Here is a 24,804-nt window from a genome sequence, read left to right on the forward strand (position 1 = left end):
CGACAATGAAATTTACTCATATAAATGATGAAGGAAGAGCCAAAATGGTGGATGTATCTGAAAAACTTGACACTGCTAGAACAGCTGTAGCAACTGGGTCAATTTCTATGAAAAGAGAAACTCTGGAAAGAATAAAAGAGGGTGCTATTTCAAAAGGCGATGTACTAGCTGTAGCCCAGGTGGGTGGAATTATGGGTGCAAAAAGCACTTCTCAAATAATACCAATGTGCCATGCAATAATGATATCAGGTTGCGACATTAGCTTTAATATTGATTTTGAAAACAATAAAATTGAAATAACCGCAACCACCAAGACTGTAGGAAAAACAGGCATCGAAATGGAAGCACTAACTGCAGTATCTGTTGCAGCACTAACTATTTATGATATGTGCAAGGCAATTGATAGGGGAATGGTTATAAATAATATTATGCTTATCAAAAAAAGTGGTGGAAAATCAGGAATATTTGAAAGGAAGGGATTGTAATGGCAAAGGTAACTGCTGTAAATATAAGTGAGAAGAAAGGGGTAATAAAACACCCTATAGAAAGTGGATTTTTTAAAATTGATCATGGTATTGTAGGTGATGCACACGCAGGAAATTGGCATAGACAGGTAAGTTTTCTTGGTGAGGAGAGCATTGATAAAATGAGAGCTACTGGAGTAGAAGGATTATGTTCAGGGAAGTTTGCTGAAAACCTTACTACAGAGGGAATAGTTTTGTATGAGCTACCTGTTGGGACTAAGCTTAAAATTGGAGAAGTAGTTTTAGAGGTAACCCAGATAGGAAAGGAATGTCATAAAGGTTGCGAAATTATGAAACTAGTTGGAGATTGTATAATGCCAAGAGAAGGTATATTTGCCAAAGTACTAGAAGAGGGTTATATCAAAGCTGGAGATGAAATTGTAGTGGAGGAATAAGTTATGTAATATTTATTTTCTAAAATAGAGGAATATTAGATTAAATGTGTAAATATATATTGTATAAGCAATTCTATTTCTAACTAGTTTTGTTACAAATTATCTTGTACTCCAATCTTATTTAGCCTTAAGGGTAAGGTATTTAAGACGTTAGGGTGTAGAGAGTGATTTCTGCATCTGCCATTGTGCGAAGGAGTTCATATTCAAAAGGATATTTATGCCTTTTGAATATGGACTCTTTTTATTTTTAAAAATAAGGAGGTGTGAGTTGGAATCTTGCGTGCAAGATATCCAGCAAAAAAATGGCAAAACAATTAATAATTTCACCAGAAAAATGCACCGGTTGCAGAACCTGCGAAATGGCTTGTTCATTTGCAAAGACAAATGCATTTAATCCACAAAATTCAGCAGTATCAGTTTTTCAGTATGATGAAGCAATGATATCTGTGCCAGTAATGTGTCTTCAGTGTGAAGATCCATACTGTATGAAGGTATGTGTAGTGGGAGCTATTACTAAGAATGAAAACGATACCGTAGTAGTTAATCAGGATAAATGTATAGGTTGTAAGCTTTGTATTAGTGCTTGTCCATTTGGAAATATGAGTTTTAATGCAGAAAAAAAAGTATTAGTTAAATGTGATTTATGTGATGGTAATCCGAAGTGTGCAGAATTTTGCCCTTCAGGAGCAATAGAGTTTAGAGAGGCGAGTCCCTATGAACTTAATAAGAAAAAGTTAGTTGCAGATAAATTCAGAGATTTATTAGCGGAGGTGGATAAATAATGTTTGGATGGATGGGAAAAATTTTGAGAGTAAATTTATCAAATGGTGATATAAATATAGAAAATCTGAACATGGAGGATGCTAAACTCTACATTGGTGGAAGGGGACTTGGAACAAAGATATTTATGGATGAAGTTGAACCTACTGTGAAACCTTTTAGCCCAGAAAATAAACTGATATTTATTACAGGACCACTTACTGGAACTTTCGGAGCATCTGCAGGACGATATGAGGTGGTAGCAAAGGCACCACTTACTGGAACTATAGGAGCATCAAATTCAGGGGGGCATTTTGGACCTGAACTTAAATTTGCAGGGTATGATGGAATAATATTTGAAGGTAAATCTGAAAAACCCGTTTATTTATATGTTAATAATGATAATGTGGAACTTAGAAGTGCAGAGCATCTATGGGGTAAAACTGTTTTTGAAACTACAGATGATGTGCTTAAGGAAACGGATCTAAATGCAAGGGTAGCTTGCATTGGACCTGCAGGAGAAAAACTTGTACTCTTTGCTACAGTTATGAATGATAAACATAGAGCTGCAGGAAGATCAGGGCTTGGTGCTGTTATGGGTTCTAAAAATCTCAAGGCTGTGGTAGTTAGAGGTACAGGCACTGTAGAAGTGGCAAAACCAGCAGAATTCATGGCTGCCTGCACAGATGCAAGGGCTAAGATTAAAGCTAATCCAGTAACAGGTGTGGGATTACCCACTTATGGTAGTCAAATACTTGTTAACATATTAAATCAATCAGGGGGACTTCCAACTAGAAACTGGAGAGATGGAGGAGTATTCGAAAATGCGGAGGAGATAAGCGGGGAAGCACTTACTGAAAAATATTTAGTTAAAGCTAAAGGTTGCTTTGCTTGCTCAATTGGATGTGGACGTTTAACTAAAATTAAAGATGGAAAATTCAAAAGTTCTGGTGAAGGTCCTGAATATGAGGCAGGTTGGTCCTTTGGAGCAGATTGTGGGGTTAAAGAGCTGGATGCAGTTTGCAAGGCTAATTTTATATGTAATGAGTATGGACTGGATCCTATAACTCTTGGCTCAACAATAGCATGTGCAATGGAACTTTATGATAAAGGCTTAATTACAAAGGATGAATTAGGTGGAGAACTTAAATTTGGAGATGCAGAGGCAGTAGTGAACTTTACACTGAAGACTGCAAAAAGAGAAGGATTTGGTGACAAACTTGCAGAGGGTTCTTATAGGCTTGCTGAGTCTTATGGTCATAGTGAACTTTCTATGTCTGTTAAAAAACAGGAGATGTCAGCCTATGATGCAAGAGCAATTCAAGGTATAGGGCTTGGATTTGCAACATCCAACAGAGGGGCATGCCATGTAAGAGGCTATATGATATCACCTGAAATACTTGGGCTACCTCAAAAACTTGATCCACTTGTAACAACTGATAAAGCTCAGTGGTTAATTATTTTTCAAGACCTTACTGCAGTAGTGGATTCGGCGGGAATATGTTTATTTACAACTTTTGCTATTGGACTTCCCGAAATCTCTGCAATGATTAGAACAGCTATAGGTTACGATTATACAGATGAAGAGATTTTAAGGGCGGGAGAAAGAATATGGAATTTAGAGAAGCTTTTCAATTTGAAAGCTGGGTTTACAAAGGCCGATGACACATTACCTGAAAGATTACTTAAAGAACCACTACCAGAGGGACCAGGGAAAGGCATGGTTGTAGAACTGGATACTATGCTAGGTGAGTATTATTCACTACGTGGTTGGGACAAAGAAAGTATTCCAACAGAGGCAAAGATTAAAGAATTGTCTATAGTTTATTAAATAAAGTTAGCATGCATTATTTAAGATTTTGCATGCTAATTTAATAGGTTTATAGTTTGTAAATATGAGGTGTGATAATGAAGGTTAAATTTTTTGCGTATATAAGGGATTATACAAAAACTAAAGAAGTAGAAATAAGTGGATGTAATACAGTATTGGAACTTTTAAACTTATTAAGTGATAAATATGGTAAAAATCTAAGACAAACATTATTTAAAAATTCCCAGTTAAGTGATGAAATTATTATATTAGTTAATGGAAGACATATTATACATTTAAATGGCATTAAAACAGAAATTACTGAAAATGATGAAATATCCATATTTCCTGTAGTGGCAGGAGGCTAAACGGGAAAAATATTAGTAGAAGGTGAGAATTTTATGGTTACATCTGAGGTATTTGTGGATTTATCACATGTAGATGAAATTTTAAATAGACATTCAAAGGAGCAGAGGTATACATTAGCAATTCTTCAGGATATACAAAAGGAATATAAGTATATTCCAAGAGAAGCCCTTAATAAAGTTTCAGATTATCTGAGTATTCCTCTAAGCAAGCTATATGGTATGGCTACATTTTATAAAGCTTTAAGTCTTGTTCCAAAAGGAGAAAACATAATAACAGTATGCGATGGTACGGCTTGTCATGTACGAGGTTCAGTTGGGGTACTAGAACAAATACAAAATTATCTCCATATCATGCCAGGAGAAACAACTGAAAATAGAAAATTTTCACTTCAGACTGTAAATTGTTTAGGTTCTTGTGCAATTGCACCTGTAATGGTTGTGAATGATAAATATTATGGCAAGGTTACTCCAAATATGATTAGAGATATTCTTAATCAATATGGGGGTGAAATTGATGAATAGTGTTAATAAGGATAAAAGAATAATTTATGTATGCTGTGGTACAGGATGCCTCGCTAATGGTAGCAAAGAAATATATGAGACTTTAAAGAAAAAAATTGAAGATATAGGTGCACCCATAGCAGTAGAAACTTATATAAAACCAACGGGGTGCAATGGACTTTGTGAAAAGGGACCAATTGTAAAGATTATGCCTGATGATATCTCCTATTTTAAAGTGAAGGAGAAGGACATAGAGGAAATTATTGAGAAAACTATAATAAAGGGAGAGGTAATTGATAGGCTTCTCTACTTTGACCTATCATTGGGTAAAAAAGTTAAATCCCATAAGGAAAGTGAATTCTATAAGAGGCAGATGAAAATTGCCTTAAGAAATATTGGAGAAATAGATCCTACAAGCATTGATGATTATATTAAAAGAGGAGGCTTTAAGGCTCTAAGAAAAGCAATCTTTGATGTACCTAAGAAAAATATAATAGAAGAGGTTTCAAAATCTGGTCTTAGAGGAAGAGGTGGTGCTGGTTTTCTAACTGGTAGAAAGTGGAGTCAGTGCGAAAAAATAGACAGTTTTCCTAAATATGTGGTATGTAACGGAGATGAAGGTGATCCTGGTGCTTTTATGGATAGAAGCATTCTGGAGGGAGACCCTGGTAATGTAATAGAGGCTATGACAATATGCGCCTATGCTATTAATTCTCATAGTGGTTTTGCGTACATAAGGGATGAATACAATCTTGCTATAACAAACATATCAAAGATGATTGAACAAGCAAGAAGTTTAGGATACCTTGGCAAAAACATAATGGGTAGTGGTTTTGATTTTGATATTGATATTGTCAGAGGTGGAGGTGCTTTTGTATGCGGAGAGTCTACAGCACTTATGGCATCTATTGAAGGTAAAGTTGGAGAACCTAGAGCCAAATATATACACTCTGTTGAAAAAGGATTATGGGGACAACCTACCATATTAAATAATGTAGAGACATGGGCAAATATACCAGAAATAATTCTAAAAGGTGGAGAGTGGTATAGCTCTATTGGTACTGAAAACAGTAAAGGAACTAAAGTATTTTCATTGGTTGGTAAGGTTAAAAATACAGGGCTTGTAGAAGTCCCAATGGGTACTACTCTAAGGGAACTAATATATGACATAGGTGGAGGAGTAATAGGTAACAAAAAGTTTAAGGCCGTTCAAATAGGTGGACCATCAGGAGCCTGCATACCCGAGCAGTATCTTGATTTAAAAGTGGACTATGAATCTCTTGCTAAGGCAGATGCCATTATGGGTTCTGGTGGTATGATTGTTATGGACGAGCGAAACTGTATGGTTGATGTAGCTAAGTATTATTTGAATTTTCTTTCTGAGGAATCCTGTGGAAAATGCACACCTTGTAGAGAAGGGATAAGAAGGATGCTGGAGATACTTAATGATATATGCGAAGGACGTGGAAGAGAAGGGGATATTGAAAGAATCATTAAAATATCCGATACGGTTTTGGAAGCTTCGCTATGTGGACTTGGAAAAAGTGCGCCAAATCCTATTTTATCTGCAATAAAGTATTTTAGAAATGAATTTGATGAGCATATAAGGGATAAAAGATGTTCTGCAGGCGTATGTAAAGAACTAACCACTTTTTATATTGATACAGATAAATGTATTGGTTGTGGCCTCTGTAAGAAGAATTGTCCTTCTGATGCGATAACGGGAGAAATTAAAAAGGCACATATAATTAATCTAGATAAATGTACTAAGTGTGGAAATTGTATAAATAACTGCAAATTTAATGCAGTAATGGTTAAATAGGGGGTGACATCATGAAAATAACGATAGATGGTAAACAATATGAAGCTGAGAAGGGAGAGTATATACTTAGTGTTTGTAAAAGAAATGGAATTGCTATACCCACTCTTTGCGATAGTGATGCACTTCCAGGTCAAGGTAGTTGCAGACTATGTATTGTAGAAGTTATTGACAGAGGTTGGGCAAAAGTTGTAACTTCATGCTTATATCCAATAACAAAGGAAGTAGAGGTACTTACTAAATCAGAAAAAATAATGAGTATGAGAAAAACAATAATTACGCTTCTTACTGCACGTGCTCCGAGAAATGAGTACATGATAAAGTTAAAAAATGAGTATGGTGTACTTGATGAGGAAATAGAAAGATTTAAGTTGGATGACTTGGAGAATTGTATACTTTGTGGACTTTGTGTAAAAGCTTGTGAAGAAGTAGGTATCAATGCCATATCAACTGTAAACAGGGGTGTAACGAAAAAAATATCTACTCCTTATGATGAACCTTCAGACAGTTGTATAGGCTGTGGTGCATGTAGTTTTGTTTGCCCAACTGGGGCTATAGTAATGAAGGACACTAAAGATATAAGGACTATTTGGGGAAAGACATTTAAACTTTTAAAATGTGAGAAATGCGGACGGTATTTCACTACTAAAGAGAACTTCGATTATGTTACAAAAAAATTAAATGAATCTAAAAGAGAAGAACTATGTGAAGATTGCAAAAAGAAAATTGTTTCAGAAAAATTTAGAGACGTATCTGAAAATATTAATCTTAACAATTAATAATTAGACAATTGCTTATTGTCCCAAAATAAAACACTGTCCTAAAATGAGTCGGTATAAAATAGACGAAGTGTTTTAAATTGGGACAGTCAATATTTTTTTTGAAATTACTTTATTTTATGTAACTGAAACAAGGTGAAACTACAGAAGATGTTATTGCTATTTTAGGAATAGATAAATCTGAGGTTGCAATATTACTTGTTAATGGACGGGATGGACAATTTGACAAGCCTCTTTTAGAAGGAGATCTAATTGCACTTTTCCCACCGGTTGGGGGAGGATAATGGAGTTTGTGGAAAAAAACATGGAAATGAGAGGAATGAAAAGAGTAGAAATAGTAAATTATAAAATACCAGCTACTGTAGTTATTTTACGATGTAGAGAAGACCTCATAGATCGAATGATAATTGCTTTCCGTTTAAGATTCTTATCAGCTGGAGGATAATAAAATATGAGAGGATATATTCATAAGGGAATCAGTATGATCTAACTGATTCCCTTATTTTTGTTTATCTAACAGAAAGTATTATATTAAACAAGTGTAGTAATTGTTGGATTAGATCCACATAAATCACAGTCTATGGATTTATTAATACTAATAGTATCAAAATCAGAATCTAAGGCATCATAGTAGATTATCCTATTACATAAGGTGTCGCCTATACCTAAGAGTAGCTTTACAACTTCAGTTGCTTGAAGAAATCCCATGACGCCAGGTACTGGACCTAAAACACCTAATTCAGAGCAACTAGTGCCAGGCTTTTGATTAGGAATTAGAGGGAATGCACAGCGATAACATGGACCCTTATTTGGGAGTATTGTCATAATTAATCCATGAAATCTTACCACCGCTGCATCTACAAGGGGTTTATTAGCAAAATAACATGAGTCATTTAGAAGATATCGAGTTGGAAAATTATCAACTGCATCTATGATAACATCATAATCCCCAATTATATCTAATGCATTGTGTATGCTGATGCTAGTGTTATAAGTTACTACCTTTACATCTGGATTTAAATCTTTGATGAAAACTTCTGCAGAGTCAACTTTTGACATGCCAATCCTAGAAGTACTGTGAAGTATTTGGCGGTTAAGGTTGCTTATTTCTACAGTATCATAATCAACAACACCAATGATTCCTACACCTAGGCAGGATAGAGCATAAGCTACAGGAGAACCAAGTCCACCAGTACCTACAATTAAGACCTTACTATCTGATAGCTTTTTAGTGTTATGATTTTTTTCTGAATTATTAAGTACGGCATTCTTAGAAGAACTATCTTTAAGAAAATCAGTAATTGCTAAATTAAAGATTTTATTATCGGCCTTGTTAAATTTCATAGATAGAAGATCAAAGTATAATGGTTTATTTAATAGGGTTCCCAAATTTAAAGATAGTTTTACGCATTCCACGGAGGTGAGTGCAGAAAGTAGACAATTAGAAAGAATAGTGCCTTCTTTGACCTGAGAATTAGATCCAAAGGAATTTGAATCTAATGGAACAGGCTTTAGAAGTAACTCATTAAAATCCTTCTCATTACTAAAAGTTTGAAGATATCCCCTCCAACCATTGTTAATAGTTATAATAGTGGGAATAAACACAGATGACTTATGGCTGCAAGAAAAACTTATTAAATTATCTTGTAAGTCCTCATATTTACTAATCAATATTCTTATTGCCAAACCCTCACTAAAAACAGAGTCACTGTATACTATTGATACTTCATTATCAGCAAGGTCTATAATTACATCACCATTTAGGTCTTTTATGTTTTTAAATAATTTTTCATATCCCAGGGAATCTTTAAAATAACAAGAAATATAACCTATTCCAGAGGCTGAAAGATAATATATGAGAGATGAGGCCTCTTGTACCGTAGATGCATATAAATAAATTTTCGACTCAGTTAATTTCTTTTGCCCTTTGTCACTAATTTCAGGGATTATTATATGTCTTAAATATCTATTGATTTGTTCCTTTGATAAAATCATTATGATACCCCCTTCATAAAAAAGAACTATATTCAAAACGTGTAAAGGAATATTTATGTAAAACATCTAGATATATGATTGTTCATACCTTAATTATATTATAATGCTTTTACATAATAGGTTCAATAAGTGCTTGCTTTTTTCAGACTATAGTTACGCTCTTATAAATCCTATCAGCGATAATCTTTTTAAGCTAAGGTAGTAAATTTATTATCACTTATTGTATCTATTGGTATATTCTATTATAATATGAATAATAGAATATTATTCAAGTGAGGGGATTTAATGAGAAAAAATCTAAAAACGGGTATATTATCAGTTTTTATTATAATAATTACATTTTTAGTAATAAGACGTTTTACATTAATATATTTAGAATTTAAAAATATTAATCTGCCAACTAAACAAAGTAGACAAATAGGGGATATGAGCATACATAAATGGATGACAGTAAAAAAATTATCCGAAAAAAACAATATAAGTGAAGACTCCATTTTTAAGGCCCTTGAGATTATTCCTCAGAGCGGTGATGAAAATTTAAATATTGAAGAGTTAGGGAAAAAGTATAATAAAACTTCAAATGAGCTTAAGGATAATTTAAAAAGAATTATAGAAAACAGCATAAATATAGAAAATGACATAAATACAGAAGGTAATAAACATGAGTGAATTTAGTAACTTACTGATAGGATACTTCAGAGACTATAATATTTGGTTTTTAAGTATTATAATTGTACTTCAGTGTATAGGAATTCCAACAGGAGCATCTTTACTTGTAATGGCATCTGGAGCATTTGCTTATGCTGGTGAATTTAATGTGATAATTCTTTCACTACAAGTTTGGTTTTTTTCATGGCTTGGAGATAATATTGCCTATATCGTGTGGAGAACTATTGGGGATAAAGTTTTTAATAATCATTCTAAAGTAAAAACTTATTTGCAACCCAAAATATTTAAAGCTAAAGATTATTTAATAAAACATGGAAGAGTCTCAGTCTTTCTTAGCAGATTTTTCATATCAGCTATGGGTCCATTTATAAATGCTGCGGCAGGTCTTACGGGATATAAACTGAGAACCTTTAGTTTGTTTGTTGCTTTAGGGGAATTGGTTTGGACATGTATCTACTTGGGACTCGGCTATTGGTTTGGAGATTCATGGGAAGCCATAGTTCCAATAGTCACAGGATTTGGACAAATTTTAACTTACATAGCAATTTTAATTGTTGCACTGTACTTTTTTATTAAAGTAATTAGAAACAAGAAACATAAACAAGCATAAACACTGGTTATTATCTTTCTTGTTTTTACAATGAATTTCCGGGAAATTTCTCGGTGATTTTTTTTGACTATAATTTGGTAAAGGTGCTTTAAATAAAACTTAAGTATGTTATACTATAAAAGGTAACTTATTATATGGAGAGATGTCCGAGTGGCCGAAGGTACCTGCCTCGAAAACAGGCGAACGGGTTATTCCGTTCCGGGAGTTCGAATCTCCCTCTCTCCGCCAAGGTAAAGGGCTCTAGCAATTTATGCTAGAGTCATTTTTGTATTATTAATATTAATGTGTTATGCTTGACGACGATTTGTCGACACTAATTAAAACTAAACAAAATCAGATGATATTTATGGTACCTGATTTTTTGAAAATACGGCATAAATTAAATATTAATAAAATCCATTGTAAGTTCAAAATAGTTAATATGGCTCTTTGATTTATTTTTAGGCTACTGGATAACTCGTATATGTGTTTGATGAATCTGTCAAATGAATCAAACTCACTGTGTTATTTATAAGAAACATTTGAACTGTGGGGGAGTTCTACAAGAGATGTCTTTACTTCAATGTAGGTGTTTTCTACTAAAAAATCTAGTCTTGAATTACCAAGAGTTTGTTCGCGAATAGTATTATGGCCATTAGCAACAAGTTTACTAAACTGCTCGGTTTTCAAAAAATGTTCTATATACCTATTTACTGCATTTTGATTTATACCAATCCACGTTTTTGGAGAAGTGGTAGGTACGTCTAATGATATAGCTTCTACTGTATAGGGTGTTTTTCTCTTTTCGTCCTTCGCTTTAGACATAAGGCAAGGAATATCTTTGAATATGAAATTTCCAATGCGTCCAGTGGAAGGACAATGACATTTGGTAATATAGGGCTTAATAATCATCCTATTCATTTTCATGGTCACCAATTTTGGGAAGCTGCAGCATATGGAAACATTATCCCAAAAGACAATAGACTTCTTAAAAATACTATATTAATTTCATCAGGAACTACAAGGGATATTATATTTAAAGCAAATAATCCTGGTGCTTGGCCACTTCACTGTCATATTCCTCATCATGTAAGTAATAATAAAACACTTCCTCTTGGAGGTATGACTACAGCAATAGTTTATAAAGGGTTTGATGCTGCTAAATATATGAAGAAAGCTACATGTTAGCCAATTTAATGGAGGAATTATTAGTTCTTATTATGCTAATTACAATTCTCGTTATAATCTCCTTCTAGTAAATGAAAAATAGAATCTTCTATTATATCAATCCATTCTGCTATTTTCTCTGACTGTTTATTTGAAAATAATATATTGGGTTCTACTTTATTATTTTTTTCAGTCCAGCATCTTCCTAAATAGATAATCGAAATAACATCGTACATCAATTCTCGATTAACATTGTCCTTTTTAAATTCTGTAGATAAAGTCTTAATGCAATCCATCACTTCAATAAAATTATCCTCAGCAATAACTCCATCAAATGTTATTAATTTCCCAAGAAATCCAGTTTTCCATTTGTTATTAGAAACATCGTTATTCCGACATGAATGATAGCTTAACAATTTAGCAGCATGTATTCCCTCCATACTTTTATTCCTCCTAAAGATTAAAATCGTTCCGTATTTGTCTATTGCATATTACTTTTAGCTATTATATAATTTAGTTATAGTATAAGGCCATTTACATATTAAAGTATATAAGTAAACAGACACATTGTGACACAATCGAGCCAGATTGGTCTGCTTTATCTTCTGAAAGGAGTTTTATCATGCAAAGGTCGATTATTCCAATTTCACAAGAGGGAATGGAAATATTTGAATACCCTTCTCCTTCTTTTCCATGTATTATTATATTCGCAGATGTTGCTAAATATATTACCGGAGATGTTCCTTGGCATTGGCATACTGATATAGAATTATTTTTCATAAAAAATGGGACCGCTAAATTTAATTTTAGGGACAGTTCGTATATACTTCATCAATCTGAAGGAGGTTTTATTAATAGAAATGTGCTCCACTCCATACAACTCTATGAATGTGAAAGCTGCGAGATCATTACCTTTATATTTTCACCAAGCCTTTTTACCGGTGGAATAGAAAATGAGTTATTTCTTAAATTTTCCACTCCTCTGTATTCTATAAATAGTTTGGATTTCATCCCATTTACAAATAAAATTGCTTGGACAACGGATTGTTTAAGTAGTATTCTTAGTGCTTATTCTGCATATACAAGTGACTACCTTGGAAAAGAACTGCTTATTATCGAGCACCTTGCACATATCTGGAATCTTTTACTTCATGATGGAATATCCAATTTTGTGCAAACAGAAAATATGCATTCATCAAGTGAGTCAAGGGTAAAAATCATGATGCAGTTTATCCATGAACATTACTCTGAGCAACTAACGTTACAGAAAATTGCAAAATCTGCAACTATCAGCACAAGAGAATGTACTCGTTGTTTTAGGAATACAATTAAGACCTCTCCTACAACTTATCTGATAAAGTACCGTATAACAACAGCAGCTTCCCTATTATCTATATCTAGCTTTTCTGTTACAGAGGTTGGTGTAAAAACTGGTTTCAATAACTCTAGCTATTTCACTAGGATGTTTAAACACTATATGAAGGTCACACCAAAAGAGTATAAGCAATGTCACATATCTGTATAGAATAATATAATTTTAGATAATGTTGAGTAAAGTGTTATAATGTTGTGTGATATTTTATAATAAGGTTAAAGATATTTTTAGTAGAAACATTTTAGAGAAGCTACTATGAAGACACGTCTGACCAATTTAAAATATTAAAATGAAATAAATATAAAACTTGGAATAATTTACTTGCAAAGGAAGTATAAAATGGGAAAAAATATAAAAAAAAGGTGTCCGAAATATCTTAAAGAATTTAAGTGTATAGCTGGTAAGTGCGAAGATAGCTGTTGTGTTGGATGGGATATTGATATTGATAAGACCACCTTTAGACAGTATTATAAAGTTCAAGACAAAGAAATGAAGCGAATGTTTCAAAAGAATGTACATAATAATGAAAATTATACAAGTAGTGATGTAGATTATGGAAAAGTGAAATTAACAAATAGAAAAAGATGTCCTTTTTTAGATGAAGAAAATTATTGTATTATTTATTCTAAGCTTGGAGAAGAATATCTTTCAAATGTTTGTACATCATTCCCTAGAATAATCAATAAAGTAGATGGAATTTATGAAATGTCCCTTGACGTAGCTTGTCCTGAAGCTGCAAGAATTATTCTTCTAAAAGAAGAAGGTATTGAATTTGAAGAGGGCGAAGAAACTTTAGATAAGCACATAGTATCAAGTGATATTGATACTAAATCTAAAAAATTCAATAATTCACCTGTGAAATATTTTAAAGAAATTAGAGATTTGAGTATTAAAATAATAAAAAATAGAAAACTTGATTTAAGTCAGAGACTTTATATATTAGGTGAATTTATAAACACATTAGAAAGTGAAATTAAACATAATTATAATAATGTACCTAAATTTATTAGTAAATATGATATAAATTCAGTTAGTAATTCTTATGAGAAAAATCAGTCAAGTTATATTGCTGGCATGGATTTTTCGAAAAGGATGATGGGGTTCCTAAATGTATTTAAAGAAGTAGACAGTGTTTCTTTTGTGGAATATACTAAGCAAATTATAGTTGCATTTAAGTTTGAGGAAGGCGATGACATAAATAAACATTTAGAATTGTATATAAAAGCATTTGAAGATTACAATGAAAAATTTGCAAATGAAATCAGCTATATTTTTGAAAATTATTTAGTGAATTTTATTTATAACAATATGTTTCCGTTTTCTGAAACAGAAAACATATTTGATGGATATATTATGCTATTAACAAGATATTCATTTAGTAAATTTTATTTGGTTGGAAAATATCTATATAATAAACAGGATTCTAAAGAAAATATAGTTGAGTTTATTCAAGTTTTCTCAAAAGTAATAGGACATCATAAAACTTATACAGTTGATGTGCTAAATTATATAAAAGATAATAAACTTGATAATATGGAATTTGCTAAAAGACTTTTGTTTGTTGGTTAATAATTTTAATATAAATAAACATTGATATATTTAGATAGTTTAGTGAAAAAACAAATTCACAATTTATAAAGGAATAGTAAAGGGTTTTAGAAAATTATGGAGAATACATAATAGAAAAGGGATATGCAATACCAGTATTGGATAACATTGTGTATATCGAATCTTCATAATAAATGCTAAAATGTTCTTAGTAAATACATATGTTTAAGGAGTGATAAAATGCAAGGTAAATTTTCTTTTAAGTGTTTGTTGTCTTCGGTCTTATTAGTATCATTAATTGTACTAATGCCTTCAAGCAAAGCATCTGCAGCCACTATACAAAGGCTTCAAGGTGTGGACAGGTATGCAACATCAATCTCAATTTCAAAGTCTGGATGGACAACTTCAGATAATGTTGTTTTAGCATCAGGGTATGATTTTCCAGATGCGCTTAGTGCAGCGCCTCTTGCTAAGCAGTTAAATGCACCTATACTATTAATAGGGAAAACCTTAGACACTGCAATTAGTAATGAACTCACCAGACTACAAGTAAAGAATATATTTATTGTAGGTGGCGAGGGTGCTGTTTCTAAAAGTATAAAGGATCAGTTAAGTTTAAAAGGTATAACGGTAACTAGATTATCAGGTATTGACAGATATGAAACATCCTTAAGTATTGCGAATTATATTAAGGAAAAATTTAATTTAGGTACTGAGATAGTTGTTGCAGCAGGAGCAGGATTTCCAGATGCTCTTTCAATAGCACCAATTGCTGCAAGTAAGGGTATGCCAATTATATTATCTCCAAAAAATGAGCTGACCAATAGTATTAAAAAATATATAACAGATAATAAAGTTACAAAAGCATTTGTTATTGGTGGCACTGGCGTTGTAAGTGATAAAGTAATGCAGGGACTTCCACTTGCAGAGAGGGTATCAGGTGACGATAGATATAAAACTAATATTGCAGTATTAAACAGGTTTGTACTGGACTTAAGTTTTGACAATGTATACGTCGCAACAGGAGTAGCTTTCCCCGATGCATTATCCGGTTCGGCACTTGCGTCAAAAACATCATCGCCTATTATATTAATGGATAAAACATTGTCTATTTCAACTGCTGATTACATGATTTTAAAATTATCTTCTATAAATAAATTATGGGCTTTAGGTGGAGAAGGTGTTGTGCCTCAATCAGTTTTAACAAATAATGTTTATGGAAATACGCCAGGAAATAACACTAACTTTGCATTTGTGGCAAAACAAGGTGATTGGATTTATTACAACAATGAAACTTTATATAAAATCAAAACTGATGGAACTGGGAAGATAGAAGTGAACAAAGATATGCCTGTATTCATAAACGTAGTTGGTGAATGGATATATTATATTGAAGCATCAAGTAATAAAAACGAAATGTATAAAGTAAAAACAGACGGAACTAGTAGAACTAAATTGAGTAATGATGTAGCCCTGTATATGGTGGTTGCTCAGGATTGGATATACTATTCCAATTATTCAGATGATGGAAAACTTTATAAGATGAAGACAGATGGAACATCTAAAACTAAATTAGCCAATGAAACTGCATATGAAATTAATATATCCGGCGACTGGGTGTATTATACAATTACTGTGGGTCCGGATGAATCAAGTGAATCAGAGATTTATAAGGTGAAAAAAGATGGTACAGGCTTAACCAAATTATATAGTGCAACTAGTATAGCATATTTAAATGTTTCAGGAGAATATTTATACTTTGAAACAAGTGATTTAAAGGGAGAAAATGGAAACATAATGAAAATGAAAAAGGATGGTACAAACATCTCCACAATCTGCGATGATACTGCAGAGTTTATAAATGTTTCTGGAGAGTGGATTTACTATTCCAACGCATCTGATAGCTACAAGCTCTATAAGATTAAAATAGATGGCACTGATAAAACTAAAATTAGTGATGACGAGGCAATGTTTATTAGCGTTGTAGACGAATGGATTTACTATGGAACAGATTCAGAAACAGATACTATAAAAATTAAAACAGATGGAACGCAAAGACAGATCTTTAACTAATTTAGGTTGGAATCCTATCGGTAGCATTATTAAAAACCCAGTAACCTTAATGGCTACTGGGTTTTTAATGTTTATAAAATAATCATCAGTAACTCAATTTAGTTAAATTAGAGTGAGAGAGGGTAAAAGGTACTCTTACAATCTCATAAAAGATTTCTTATCATAAAAAATACTCATAATTAAAGTCCAGAGTACTATATAAACTATTGAAAAATATGCTGAATCCAATATATTCCCGGCCCATGGGGTTATACAGTGGGTAGTAAGCCAAACATTTAAAGTTACTGTTTTCTTTGTAAGTGGGTCTAATATAGGGATAACCCACAGTGTCTTACGAACGATTTCAGATACTAGGTAAACAAATATCGCACTGCTTCCAAGAGTTACAAATGGCTTGAATATAGAATCATATTTTATTATATCCATTAAAAAATAAAGTACTGCAGTAAGTAAAATACAGATTCCAGCTGTAAGCAAAACAAAAGAACTAGACCATAAATTTTTATTGAAGGGAAACCATATATTCGCTTTGCACGCAAGTGCTAATGTTATAAGTCCAAAAGTAAATACAGATAAAAACTTATATATTTTTTTATCTGTTGTATATATAAGTATCTGCCCAGTTACTGCACCAAATAATCCTGATGCGATGGCAGGTAATGTACTTAAAATGCCTTCTGGGTCCCAATTTGGTTTATATAGGTGGCCTTTTAGCCAGTGTAAATCTATATATTGAACTAAATTTCCATTCTGTTCTAGAATTCCCTTGCCAAATCCAGGAACGGAAACATGTTTCATTAATAAATAATAGACTATAATAATTATAAAGGCTAGCCCCAATTGTATGGATGCTTGAATTACCTTGTTTTTAACTAAATATAGTATTAATAATGTTAAACTGCTTACTATTAGATAGATAATAGCGATTCGCTGTAGTACACCGAGTATTCTTATACTTGAAAAGTTATAAAGAGGAAAACCATTTAAAAATAATCCTAGGAGGAATATTCCTATGCTCCGTGATAGTATGTGTGCAAAAATATTAAATGGGGAAATACCTTTTTCTATTCTTCTATTTAGTGCATAAGGTACAACCATACCCATTATGATGATAAAGAAGGGAAATCCTAAATCTGCAACTGTACATCCGTTCCATTTTGCGTGTCTTAATTGGGGGTATATTCTAGCGGTATTACCTGGATTATCAGCTAACAGCATTAATGCTACTGCCATTCCTCTAATTGCATCAATGCACTTTAGTCGACCTTTTTCACTATTACTATTTACTATGTTTTTTTGTTCCATTTTATTGCCCCCTTATGACTGTCTGCTTTATTACAGGATTGAAATCTTTTTTTCAATGCTGTAATTATGTATATTCTATCAATATTAGATATTTCCTTCTAAAAACATATTTTTTTAGATTAAATGGCCAATCTCTTGAGAATAAATCAATAGTATAAAATCATACTAGAGCTTTAAGTTCGTTGTATCCCAACAATTGATATGATATAATATAATATTATATAATTAGGCAAAAAACGTTAATCAAAAATCATTAAATAATAGAGTATTCATAGCTAAAGGGGGAAAAAAGGTGCTTTTAAAGAAGTTGAAAATTGGTCAAAAGATGTTCCTAGGGTTTGGCATGATAACCATTTTAATGCTAGCAGTGCTTGGATATGCTTATATTAATTTTACTAAACAAAGTGCGGATGTAGATCTTAACCTTCACTCATATAATGTAATAAGAGAGTCAGATACTATACTTATTAGTTTATTAAATATGGAAACAGGGGCAAGGGGATTTGCACTTACAGGAAAAGAAAAATTTTTAGAACCATTTAATCAAGGGAAAATTGACTATAAGAATGAGTATAATAATCTTAGTCAGCTTACTAAAGATAATTATCCCCAACAGGGCAGGCTAGTAAAGCTTAATAATTCATATGAAACCTGGTTACAATGGGAGACTAGTCAGATAGTAGATGTTAGAAGGAAAATAACTACTGGTCAGGCTAAAATGGAAGATTTAATAGTTACAGCTCAATCGGGAAAAGGTAAACTGCAGATGGATATCTCGCGTAAAATACTCAATGATATTGTTAAAGATGAGCAGGATTTGCTAAAGATAAGGAATAACGAGCTTGTTAAAATGGAAAAACAAACTGCTATTATATTATTATTGGGTGGGCTATTAGCAATTTTGTTAACAATTATTATATCCATTTTGTTAATTAGAATGGTTGTAGATCCAATTAAAACAGTGACAAATACATTTAAGGAAATATCAGAGGGAGATGTGGATTTAGATGTTAGATTAAAGGTAGAATCTAATGATGAGTTAGGGAATATGGCTAGGTATTTTAACACGTTTATGACAAAGCTTACGGAACTTATATTAGATAATAAGAATCAGAGTTGGTTAAAAACAGGAGAAGCTGAACTCAGTGAAAAAATTCGAGGAGAGCAGGACATAGTATCATTATCCACAAATATAATTACATATATTTCTAAATATTTGAATGCACAAATTGGTGTAGTATATATTAAGACAAAAGATGATACTTTTAAACTAATTGGAAGTTATGCAGGCTGTAACCCAGAAAATTCATCAAAGGAGATTAAACTGGGCGAAGGAATTATAGGGCAAGCTGCTTTGGAAAAGCAAACCATTGTCATTACAAATGTTCCTGAGGATTACATTAAAATAGCATCAGGAGTTGGCACTTCTGTGCCTAGAAATATTTTAGTTGCACCATTTGTATATGAAAATGAAGTTTTAGGCATTATCGAATTGGGATCCTTCAGTAAATTTACTGAGATACAATTAAAATTTATAAAAGAAATAAGTTCTAGTATTGCTATTACTATACATTCAGCGGAGTTAAGGCTTGAGATGAAAGAATTGCTCCATAAGACTATGGAGCAATCTGAAGAATTGCAGTCTCAACAAGAGGAGCTTAGACAAAATAATGAGGAATTAGAGGAACATACTAAATCATTAAAGAAATCGGAGGCTAACCTTAGAAGCCAACAGCAAGAACTTTGCGTAGTAAATGAAGAACTTGAAGAGAAGGCTAAAGCCTTGGAGATTACAAGCAAATACAAATCTGAATTTTTAGCAAATATGTCTCATGAGCTTAGGACTCCATTAAATAGTATATTGGTTCTTTCTCAGATGCTTGCTTCAAACAAAGATACAGTATCCTTAAGTACTAAACAGTTGGAATTTGCAAAAACAATACATTCCTCTGGTGGAGATTTATTAAAACTTATTAATGATATTTTAGATTTATCTAAGGCAGAAGCAGGAAAGATGGAAGTTAATTTTGAAAAATTATATTTATCAGATCTCGCAGACTATGTAGATAGGTTATTTAGACCAGTTGCAGTACAAAAGGGTCTTGATTTCAAAGTTGAAATTGAAGATGGATTGCCTGGCAATATTGAATCTGATATGCAGAGGGTACAACAGATAGTAAATAATTTACTTTCTAATGCAATAAAATTTACCAGTAATGGCCAAGTCACAATGACAGTACATGGTACTAAAAATCAGAGTATTTTAAATTCTGAAGGAAACACTGAAAATTTTATAGGAATATCTATAACTGATACCGGAATTGGAGTGGACGTTGAAAAGCAAGCACTTATATTTGAAGCATTTAAACAATCTGATGGTACCACCAGTAGAAAGTATGGAGGTACTGGTCTGGGACTTTCAATTTCAAGAGAGCTAGCTGGACTTCTTGGAGGGTCAATCAACCTTATTAGTGAGGGAGGAAAGGGAAGTACATTTACTTTAATACTCCCATATAAAGCATATGAGGAGAAATCTTTATTAGTGGACATTGCACATGACACAAATCCCCTGCAAGTAGAAGAAAATGCCCTGGTAAATAGTGAAATTTCAGGTGATATAAATATAGATGATAGAAGTATTATAAATTCATTTGAAAAAAATATACTTATCATTGAAGATGATAAAAAATTTGCGAGTATTCTAATGGAACTTGTTCATGAAAAGGGTTATAAATGTTTAATGGCACAAGATGGGTTATCTGGTATAAATTTTGCAATGAAATACAAGCCTGATGCTATTTTATTGGATATAGGACTCCCTGATATTAGTGGCTGGAAAGTTGTTGAAATGCTTAAGAAAAATAAAAATACTGAAAATATTTTCGTACATGTAATATCTGGTGGAGACTACAATAATTCTTTTGATAAAATGAATAGTGTTTTGGGATATCTTAAGAAACCGGTAAGTGCAGATGGTCTTGAGGCTTTATTTATGAAAATTCAAAATAGTATACAAAAACCACTTAAAAAGCTTCTTATTGTAGATGAAAATAAAGAGGAAGTCGAAAACATATCCTGGATCTTAAGTAAAAAAGGATTTCAAATTACATTATTAGATAGTGGAACAGAAGCTTACAACCTATTAAAGACAGAATCATTTGATTGCTTAATAACGGATTTAAAGATTAAAGATATGTCAGGGTATGAGCTTTTAGCAAAGCTAGAAGATGAAAATATAGCAAATTTACAAATTATAATCTATACAGAAGATGAACTTTCGAGGCAGCAAGAATTAGAACTTCAAAAATATACTCAGAGTATTATTATTAAAGGGACACGCTCTGTTGATAGACTTGTATCTGAAGTAAGTCTATTTCTTCATGATCTAGATTCGAAAATAGAGGGAAACAAAATTAAAATCATAAGATCTGGACATGAAAAGAAAGATGCATTAAATAATAAAAAAATTCTTGTGGTTGATGATGATATGAGGAATATATTTGCGCTTACTAGTGTGCTTGAAGAAAAAGGCTTAAGCGTAGTTATAGGACGTAATGGAGAAGAGGCTATTAAAAAGCTTTATGAAAATTTAGATATAGATTTAATTTTAATGGATATTATGATGCCTGATATGGACGGATACACAGCAATACGTACAATTAGAAAACAAAAAGATTTTTATAAAACTCCAATTATTGCAATAACAGCAAAAGCAATGAAAGATGACAAACAAAAATGTATTGATGCTGGAGCGGATGAATATTTAACAAAGCCTATAGATATGGATAAGCTTGTGTCACTTTTAAGGGTGTGGTTATACAAATGAACCAAAATATAACTGAAGAGAAAGCTTACAATGAAGAAATGGAGATTAATCTTCTATTAGAAGCTATAAATATGAAATATGGATATGATTTTAGAAATTATTCAAGTGCTCACATGAAGCGCAGGATTCACTATAGAATGGCTGCAACTGGAATTGATACTATTGCAGAGATGCAGCATAAGGTTATTTATGATAAGGAATTTTTTAATTTAGTTTTGTCGGATTTTTCTATCAATGTAACAGAAATGTTTAGGGATCCATCTTTTTACAGAGCTTTTAGAAAAGATGTCATTCCTATACTAAAAACATATCCATTTATAAGAATATGGCATGCAGGATGTGCTACAGGCGAAGAAATATATTCAATGGCAATTTTATTAAAAGAAGAAGGATTATACGATAGGTCACAGATTTATGCTACAGACTTTAATAATATAGTTTTACAAAAGGCAAAAGATGGTATTTACCCACTTTCTGATATTAAAGAATATACACACAATTATCAAAAGGCTGGGGGTAAAACTTCATTTTCAGACTATTATATAGCCAAATATGACTCAGTAATATTTGAAACCTCACTTAAGAAAAAAATTACTTTTGCAGAGCATAATTTAGTAACAGACGGGGTTTTTGGTGAAATGCATGTTATTATTTGCAGAAATGTTATGATTTATTTTAACAAGAAATTGCAAAACCGTGTAATAAAACTATTTTCAGATAGCTTATCTAGTGGTTGTTTTCTTTGCCTAGGATCAAAGGAAAGTGTTGAATTTTCAACCAGTAGAGACTGTTTTGAAGAGTTTGTTAGCAATGAAAAAATTTATCGCAAAAAGTATTTTCTCTAGAGTATGTAAAATAGGAGAGGATGAAATGAAATTTAAGGCTGTAGTAATAGGGGCCTCTGCTGGAGGGTTTGATGCAATTCGTACTATACTTATTGGGTTAGAAGAGGATTTTGATGCTCCAATTTTAATAGTTCAGCATTTAAGCTCGAATTCTGATAATTATATGGTTACACATCTTAATGAAATATGTAGAATAAATGTAATGGAAGCTAATGAAAAGGAAAAAATACACTCTGGAAATGTTTATGTTGCTCCTCCTAATTATCATCTATTGGTGGAAGAAGATGAAACTTTGTCGCTTACAGTTGAACCAAAGGTGAATTATGCTAGACCTTCTATTGATGTACTTTTTGAAACAGCAGCTAATGCATATGGAAATGGACTTATAGGAGTTGTTCTTACTGGTGCAAATAGTGATGGTAGTAAAGGACTCAGAAGGATAAAGGAACTAGGAGGCATAACCATAGTTCAAAATCCAAAAACAGCAGAGTCAAATTCAATGCCAACGGCTGCCATAGCTATAACCAAGGTGGATTATATACTTGAACTTAGGGAAATTAGTACTAAACTTGTTGAACTTATAGGGGGAAAAAATGAATCAAATAGATAATATTAATATACTAATTGTAGACGACAGACCTGAAAATTTGTTTGTTTTAGAAAGTTTACTTGAAAATATGGATTGTAATATTATTAAAGCAGCATCTGGAAATGAGGCATTAAGCAAAATGCTTGATTATGATTTTGCACTTGTACTTCTTGATGTTCAAATGCCTAATATGGATGGCTTTGAAACTGCAGAATTAATGAGAAGCAATGGTAGGACACGGTATATACCTGTAATATTTGTAACCGCCATAAGTAATGAACAAAAATGTATATTTAAAGGATATGAGGTAGGTGCAGTAGACTATCTTTTTAAACCTATTGAGCCAATAATACTTCAGTCTAAGGTTAGAGTCTTTATAGAGCTATATAATCAAAAGAAATTAGTAGAGCAGCAGTCTAAATTACTTCAGCTAAGGGTTCAGGAATTATCAGAGCTTAGGGTTGATAATTACAGATTAGAGAATCTATCATTTTGTGATGGACTTACTGGTATTTCAAACAGGAGACAATTTGATCAGTATTTAGAAATCAGCTTTAAAAATAGTATGCGTTCTGGTAAACCAATATCTCTAATAATGGCAGATATTGATTATTTTAAAGCTTATAATGATAATTATGGACACTTAAAAGGAGATGAATCTCTTATTAAGGTTGCAAAAGCTATGGTATCTAGTGTAAAACGTCCATTAGATTTAGTTTCACGATATGGTGGAGAAGAGTTTGCTGTAATTTTATCAGAAACCGATATTAAAGGAGCAACAATAGCAGCTGAGGAAATAAGAAAGAATATTGAAGAATTAGCTCTTATGCATGAATATTCCAGTGTTGCCCCTTGCATTACATTAAGTTTGGGAATTACAACAATAATAGCAAACCATGCCTATCCAATGGAGGATTTTATTAATAATGCAGATAAGGCTTTATATAAAGCAAAAACCAATGGACGTAATACAGTAGTTTCATATTAAAAATAGGTATCTAGATAAATGTGATTTATGGTATAAAAGTATGGAATTAAAACCATATTTTTTTATATATTGCTTTTCATTTTAAATGTAAGAACTAGAGAGGAACATGGAGGTGTAAAATGAGCATCAGCTGCTATGTAAATAGCGGCTGATGCTCATTTTTTTATGATAATAGAAAATTTTTATAGTTCCTTATTTAAGTTAATAGTTTCATTTGCAGAGAGGGTGTTAATGCGAGCATTTTCTATGTTTAGTGTATTTATTTCATTGCTCAAGGAATTATTTGTAGTGCCTAAAACTTGTACTTTACTTTCTAAATCTTGCATTTTAGCTTCTAAATCTTGTAGTTTGGTTTCTAGCGCTTCTGTTTTGTTTTTAAAAGCTTCATTTTCAATAGTTAAAGCTGCATTATCATTTTTAGAGGCTTCAATCTCAGTTTCAAAACTTTTAGCTTTTTTTGTTAATTCTTTATTGCCACGGCTTAGTGTGAATTCCTTTTGTAAACTTAATAAAGTCACAATTATAGCACCTATAATTACAGATATAAAAATTAGAAGAGCTAGGGAAATATTAAATCTTGTAGAAAAGAAATTAATAGATATTATTGTAGAATTTTGAATACCAAATAAGGCTACTAAAATAGCGAAAACCAAAGAAATTATAAAACCAAATCTCATAGGACATTACCTCCTTTATCTAGTTTATTAATTGAATTATAGCATATTTATTTGGTTAAAAATAGTTTTAGTTGTTTAACTTACAAATTGCTAAGAAGTATGTAAAAAATTGCAAAAATGACAAAAAGAGAATATGATTAATCTTGTATTATAAAGTTATACATTAGAGTTCTAATATTATGTTTACAATATGAATTAAATGT

25 protein-coding genes and 1 tRNA gene are annotated in these 24,804 nt (G+C 32.1%); 21 read left to right on the forward strand and 5 right to left on the reverse strand.

Annotation, left to right across the window (positions count from 1 at the left end):
• The first annotated feature begins 5 nt into the window (after nt 1-5).
• The 10 genes from moaC to ACREVU_RS13965 all read left to right on the forward strand — a co-directional run bounded on the left by moaC (nt 6) and on the right by ACREVU_RS13965 (nt 7,400).
• Complete coding sequence (moaC, locus tag ACREVU_RS13920) at nt 6-485, forward strand: cyclic pyranopterin monophosphate synthase MoaC (protein WP_431552204.1); 480 nt, start codon at nt 6-8, stop codon at nt 483-485.
• The gene (locus tag ACREVU_RS13925) at nt 485-919 is read left to right on the forward strand and encodes an MOSC domain-containing protein (protein WP_431552205.1); all 435 of its coding nucleotides are present in this window, start codon (nt 485-487) and stop codon (nt 917-919) included. The genes moaC and ACREVU_RS13925 overlap by 1 nt, the downstream gene beginning before the upstream one ends.
• 263 nt (nt 920-1,182) lie before the next feature.
• Entirely contained in the window at nt 1,183-1,701 is a 519-nt protein-coding gene (locus ACREVU_RS13930; RefSeq protein WP_431552206.1) for a 4Fe-4S dicluster domain-containing protein, read from the forward strand.
• Nucleotides 1,701-3,509, forward strand: coding sequence for an aldehyde ferredoxin oxidoreductase family protein (locus ACREVU_RS13935; RefSeq protein WP_431552207.1), 1,809 nt, complete (start codon nt 1,701-1,703; stop codon nt 3,507-3,509). Before ACREVU_RS13930 ends, ACREVU_RS13935 begins: the two co-directional genes overlap by 1 nt.
• 77 nt (nt 3,510-3,586) lie before the next feature.
• On the forward strand, nt 3,587-3,856 hold the full coding sequence (locus ACREVU_RS13940; RefSeq protein ID WP_431552208.1) for a ubiquitin-like small modifier protein 1: 270 nt from the start codon (nt 3,587-3,589) through the stop codon (nt 3,854-3,856).
• A 33-nt stretch (nt 3,857-3,889) separates the two neighbouring features.
• Nucleotides 3,890-4,378: an NADH-quinone oxidoreductase subunit NuoE gene (gene nuoE / locus ACREVU_RS13945; RefSeq protein WP_431552209.1), complete on the forward strand. Its 489-nt coding sequence runs from the start codon at nt 3,890-3,892 to the stop codon at nt 4,376-4,378.
• Nucleotides 4,371-6,179 carry an NADH-ubiquinone oxidoreductase-F iron-sulfur binding region domain-containing protein gene (locus tag ACREVU_RS13950; protein WP_431552210.1) on the forward strand — a complete coding sequence of 603 codons (1,809 nt, stop codon included), beginning with the start codon at nt 4,371-4,373 and terminating at the stop codon, nt 6,177-6,179. Before nuoE ends, ACREVU_RS13950 begins: the two co-directional genes overlap by 8 nt.
• 11 nt (nt 6,180-6,190) lie before the next feature.
• Nucleotides 6,191-6,955 carry a 2Fe-2S iron-sulfur cluster-binding protein gene (locus ACREVU_RS13955; RefSeq protein ID WP_431552211.1) on the forward strand — a complete coding sequence of 255 codons (765 nt, stop codon included), beginning with the start codon at nt 6,191-6,193 and terminating at the stop codon, nt 6,953-6,955.
• A 125-nt stretch (nt 6,956-7,080) separates the two neighbouring features.
• Nucleotides 7,081-7,239 carry a MoaD/ThiS family protein gene (locus ACREVU_RS13960; protein WP_431552241.1) on the forward strand — a complete coding sequence of 53 codons (159 nt, stop codon included), beginning with the start codon at nt 7,081-7,083 and terminating at the stop codon, nt 7,237-7,239.
• The gene (locus ACREVU_RS13965; protein WP_431552212.1) at nt 7,239-7,400 is read left to right on the forward strand and encodes a hypothetical protein; all 162 of its coding nucleotides are present in this window, start codon (nt 7,239-7,241) and stop codon (nt 7,398-7,400) included. The genes ACREVU_RS13960 and ACREVU_RS13965 overlap by 1 nt, the downstream gene beginning before the upstream one ends.
• A gap of 86 nt (nt 7,401-7,486) precedes the next feature.
• Here the strand turns inward: ACREVU_RS13965 and ACREVU_RS13970 are convergent, their stop codons facing one another.
• Entirely contained in the window at nt 7,487-8,950 is a 1,464-nt protein-coding gene (locus ACREVU_RS13970) for a ThiF family adenylyltransferase (RefSeq protein WP_431552213.1), read from the reverse strand.
• A gap of 285 nt (nt 8,951-9,235) precedes the next feature.
• Here ACREVU_RS13970 and ACREVU_RS13975 point away from each other — a divergent pair, with 285 nt between their 5' ends.
• The 3 genes from ACREVU_RS13975 (at nt 9,236) to ACREVU_RS13985 (ending at nt 10,457) form a co-directional block, all read left to right on the forward strand.
• Entirely contained in the window at nt 9,236-9,619 is a 384-nt protein-coding gene (locus ACREVU_RS13975) for a hypothetical protein (RefSeq protein WP_431552214.1), read from the forward strand.
• On the forward strand, nt 9,612-10,229 hold the full coding sequence (locus ACREVU_RS13980; RefSeq protein WP_431552215.1) for a DedA family protein: 618 nt from the start codon (nt 9,612-9,614) through the stop codon (nt 10,227-10,229). Before ACREVU_RS13975 ends, ACREVU_RS13980 begins: the two co-directional genes overlap by 8 nt.
• Nucleotides 10,230-10,365: 136 nt before the next feature.
• Nucleotides 10,366-10,457: transfer RNA gene (locus tag ACREVU_RS13985), tRNA-Ser, on the forward strand.
• A 276-nt stretch (nt 10,458-10,733) separates the two neighbouring features.
• Here the strand turns inward: ACREVU_RS13985 and ACREVU_RS13990 are convergent.
• Nucleotides 10,734-11,135, reverse strand: coding sequence for a DNA/RNA nuclease SfsA (locus tag ACREVU_RS13990; protein WP_431552216.1), 402 nt, complete (start codon nt 11,133-11,135; stop codon nt 10,734-10,736).
• Between ACREVU_RS13990 and ACREVU_RS13995 the strand changes: the two genes are divergently transcribed.
• Nucleotides 11,088-11,396 (forward strand): multicopper oxidase domain-containing protein, encoded by a 309-nt coding sequence (locus tag ACREVU_RS13995; RefSeq protein WP_431552217.1) that lies wholly within the window; start codon nt 11,088-11,090, stop codon nt 11,394-11,396. The genes ACREVU_RS13990 and ACREVU_RS13995 overlap by 48 nt on opposite strands.
• Before the next feature lie 35 nt (nt 11,397-11,431).
• On the opposite strand, the gene ACREVU_RS14000 is transcribed toward ACREVU_RS13995, so the two are convergent.
• Complete coding sequence (locus tag ACREVU_RS14000; protein ID WP_431552218.1) at nt 11,432-11,815, reverse strand: hypothetical protein; 384 nt, start codon at nt 11,813-11,815, stop codon at nt 11,432-11,434.
• Nucleotides 11,816-11,997: 182 nt separating this feature from the next.
• Here ACREVU_RS14000 and ACREVU_RS14005 point away from each other — a divergent pair, with 182 nt between their 5' ends.
• The 3 genes from ACREVU_RS14005 (at nt 11,998) to ACREVU_RS14015 (ending at nt 16,371) form a co-directional block, all read left to right on the forward strand.
• Nucleotides 11,998-12,900 carry a helix-turn-helix transcriptional regulator gene (locus ACREVU_RS14005; RefSeq protein WP_431552219.1) on the forward strand — a complete coding sequence of 301 codons (903 nt, stop codon included), beginning with the start codon at nt 11,998-12,000 and terminating at the stop codon, nt 12,898-12,900.
• Nucleotides 12,901-13,089: 189 nt separating this feature from the next.
• The gene (fliB, locus tag ACREVU_RS14010) at nt 13,090-14,319 is read left to right on the forward strand and encodes a flagellin lysine-N-methylase (protein ID WP_431552220.1); all 1,230 of its coding nucleotides are present in this window, start codon (nt 13,090-13,092) and stop codon (nt 14,317-14,319) included.
• 219 nt (nt 14,320-14,538) lie between these two features.
• Entirely contained in the window at nt 14,539-16,371 is a 1,833-nt protein-coding gene (locus ACREVU_RS14015; RefSeq protein ID WP_431552221.1) for a DUF5050 domain-containing protein, read from the forward strand.
• 135 nt (nt 16,372-16,506) lie between these two features.
• Here ACREVU_RS14015 and ACREVU_RS14020 read toward each other — a convergent pair whose 3' ends face one another.
• On the reverse strand, nt 16,507-17,676 hold the full coding sequence (locus tag ACREVU_RS14020) for an acyltransferase family protein (RefSeq protein ID WP_431552222.1): 1,170 nt from the start codon (nt 17,674-17,676) through the stop codon (nt 16,507-16,509).
• 292 nt (nt 17,677-17,968) lie between these two features.
• Here ACREVU_RS14020 and ACREVU_RS14025 point away from each other — a divergent pair, with 292 nt between their 5' ends.
• From ACREVU_RS14025 to ACREVU_RS14040, 4 genes are read left to right on the forward strand one after another with little or no spacing between them, the layout of a single operon-like run.
• Nucleotides 17,969-21,502, forward strand: a complete 3,534-nt coding sequence (locus ACREVU_RS14025) for a response regulator (protein WP_431552223.1) — start codon at nt 17,969-17,971, stop codon at nt 21,500-21,502.
• Complete coding sequence (locus tag ACREVU_RS14030; protein WP_431552224.1) at nt 21,499-22,347, forward strand: CheR family methyltransferase; 849 nt, start codon at nt 21,499-21,501, stop codon at nt 22,345-22,347. The genes ACREVU_RS14025 and ACREVU_RS14030 overlap by 4 nt, the downstream gene beginning before the upstream one ends.
• Before the next feature lie 25 nt (nt 22,348-22,372).
• Nucleotides 22,373-22,957, forward strand: coding sequence for a chemotaxis protein CheB (locus ACREVU_RS14035; RefSeq protein ID WP_431552225.1), 585 nt, complete (start codon nt 22,373-22,375; stop codon nt 22,955-22,957).
• Nucleotides 22,941-23,924 carry a diguanylate cyclase gene (locus tag ACREVU_RS14040; protein ID WP_431552226.1) on the forward strand — a complete coding sequence of 328 codons (984 nt, stop codon included), beginning with the start codon at nt 22,941-22,943 and terminating at the stop codon, nt 23,922-23,924. Before ACREVU_RS14035 ends, ACREVU_RS14040 begins: the two co-directional genes overlap by 17 nt.
• 182 nt (nt 23,925-24,106) lie before the next feature.
• Here the strand turns inward: ACREVU_RS14040 and ACREVU_RS14045 are convergent, their stop codons facing one another.
• Entirely contained in the window at nt 24,107-24,601 is a 495-nt protein-coding gene (locus ACREVU_RS14045; protein WP_431552227.1) for a LapA family protein, read from the reverse strand.
• Nucleotides 24,602-24,804: the final 203 nt, after the last annotated feature.

Source organism: Clostridium sp. (genome assembly GCF_050717535.1).
Lineage (GTDB): Bacteria > Bacillota > Clostridia > Clostridiales > Clostridiaceae > Clostridium_AD.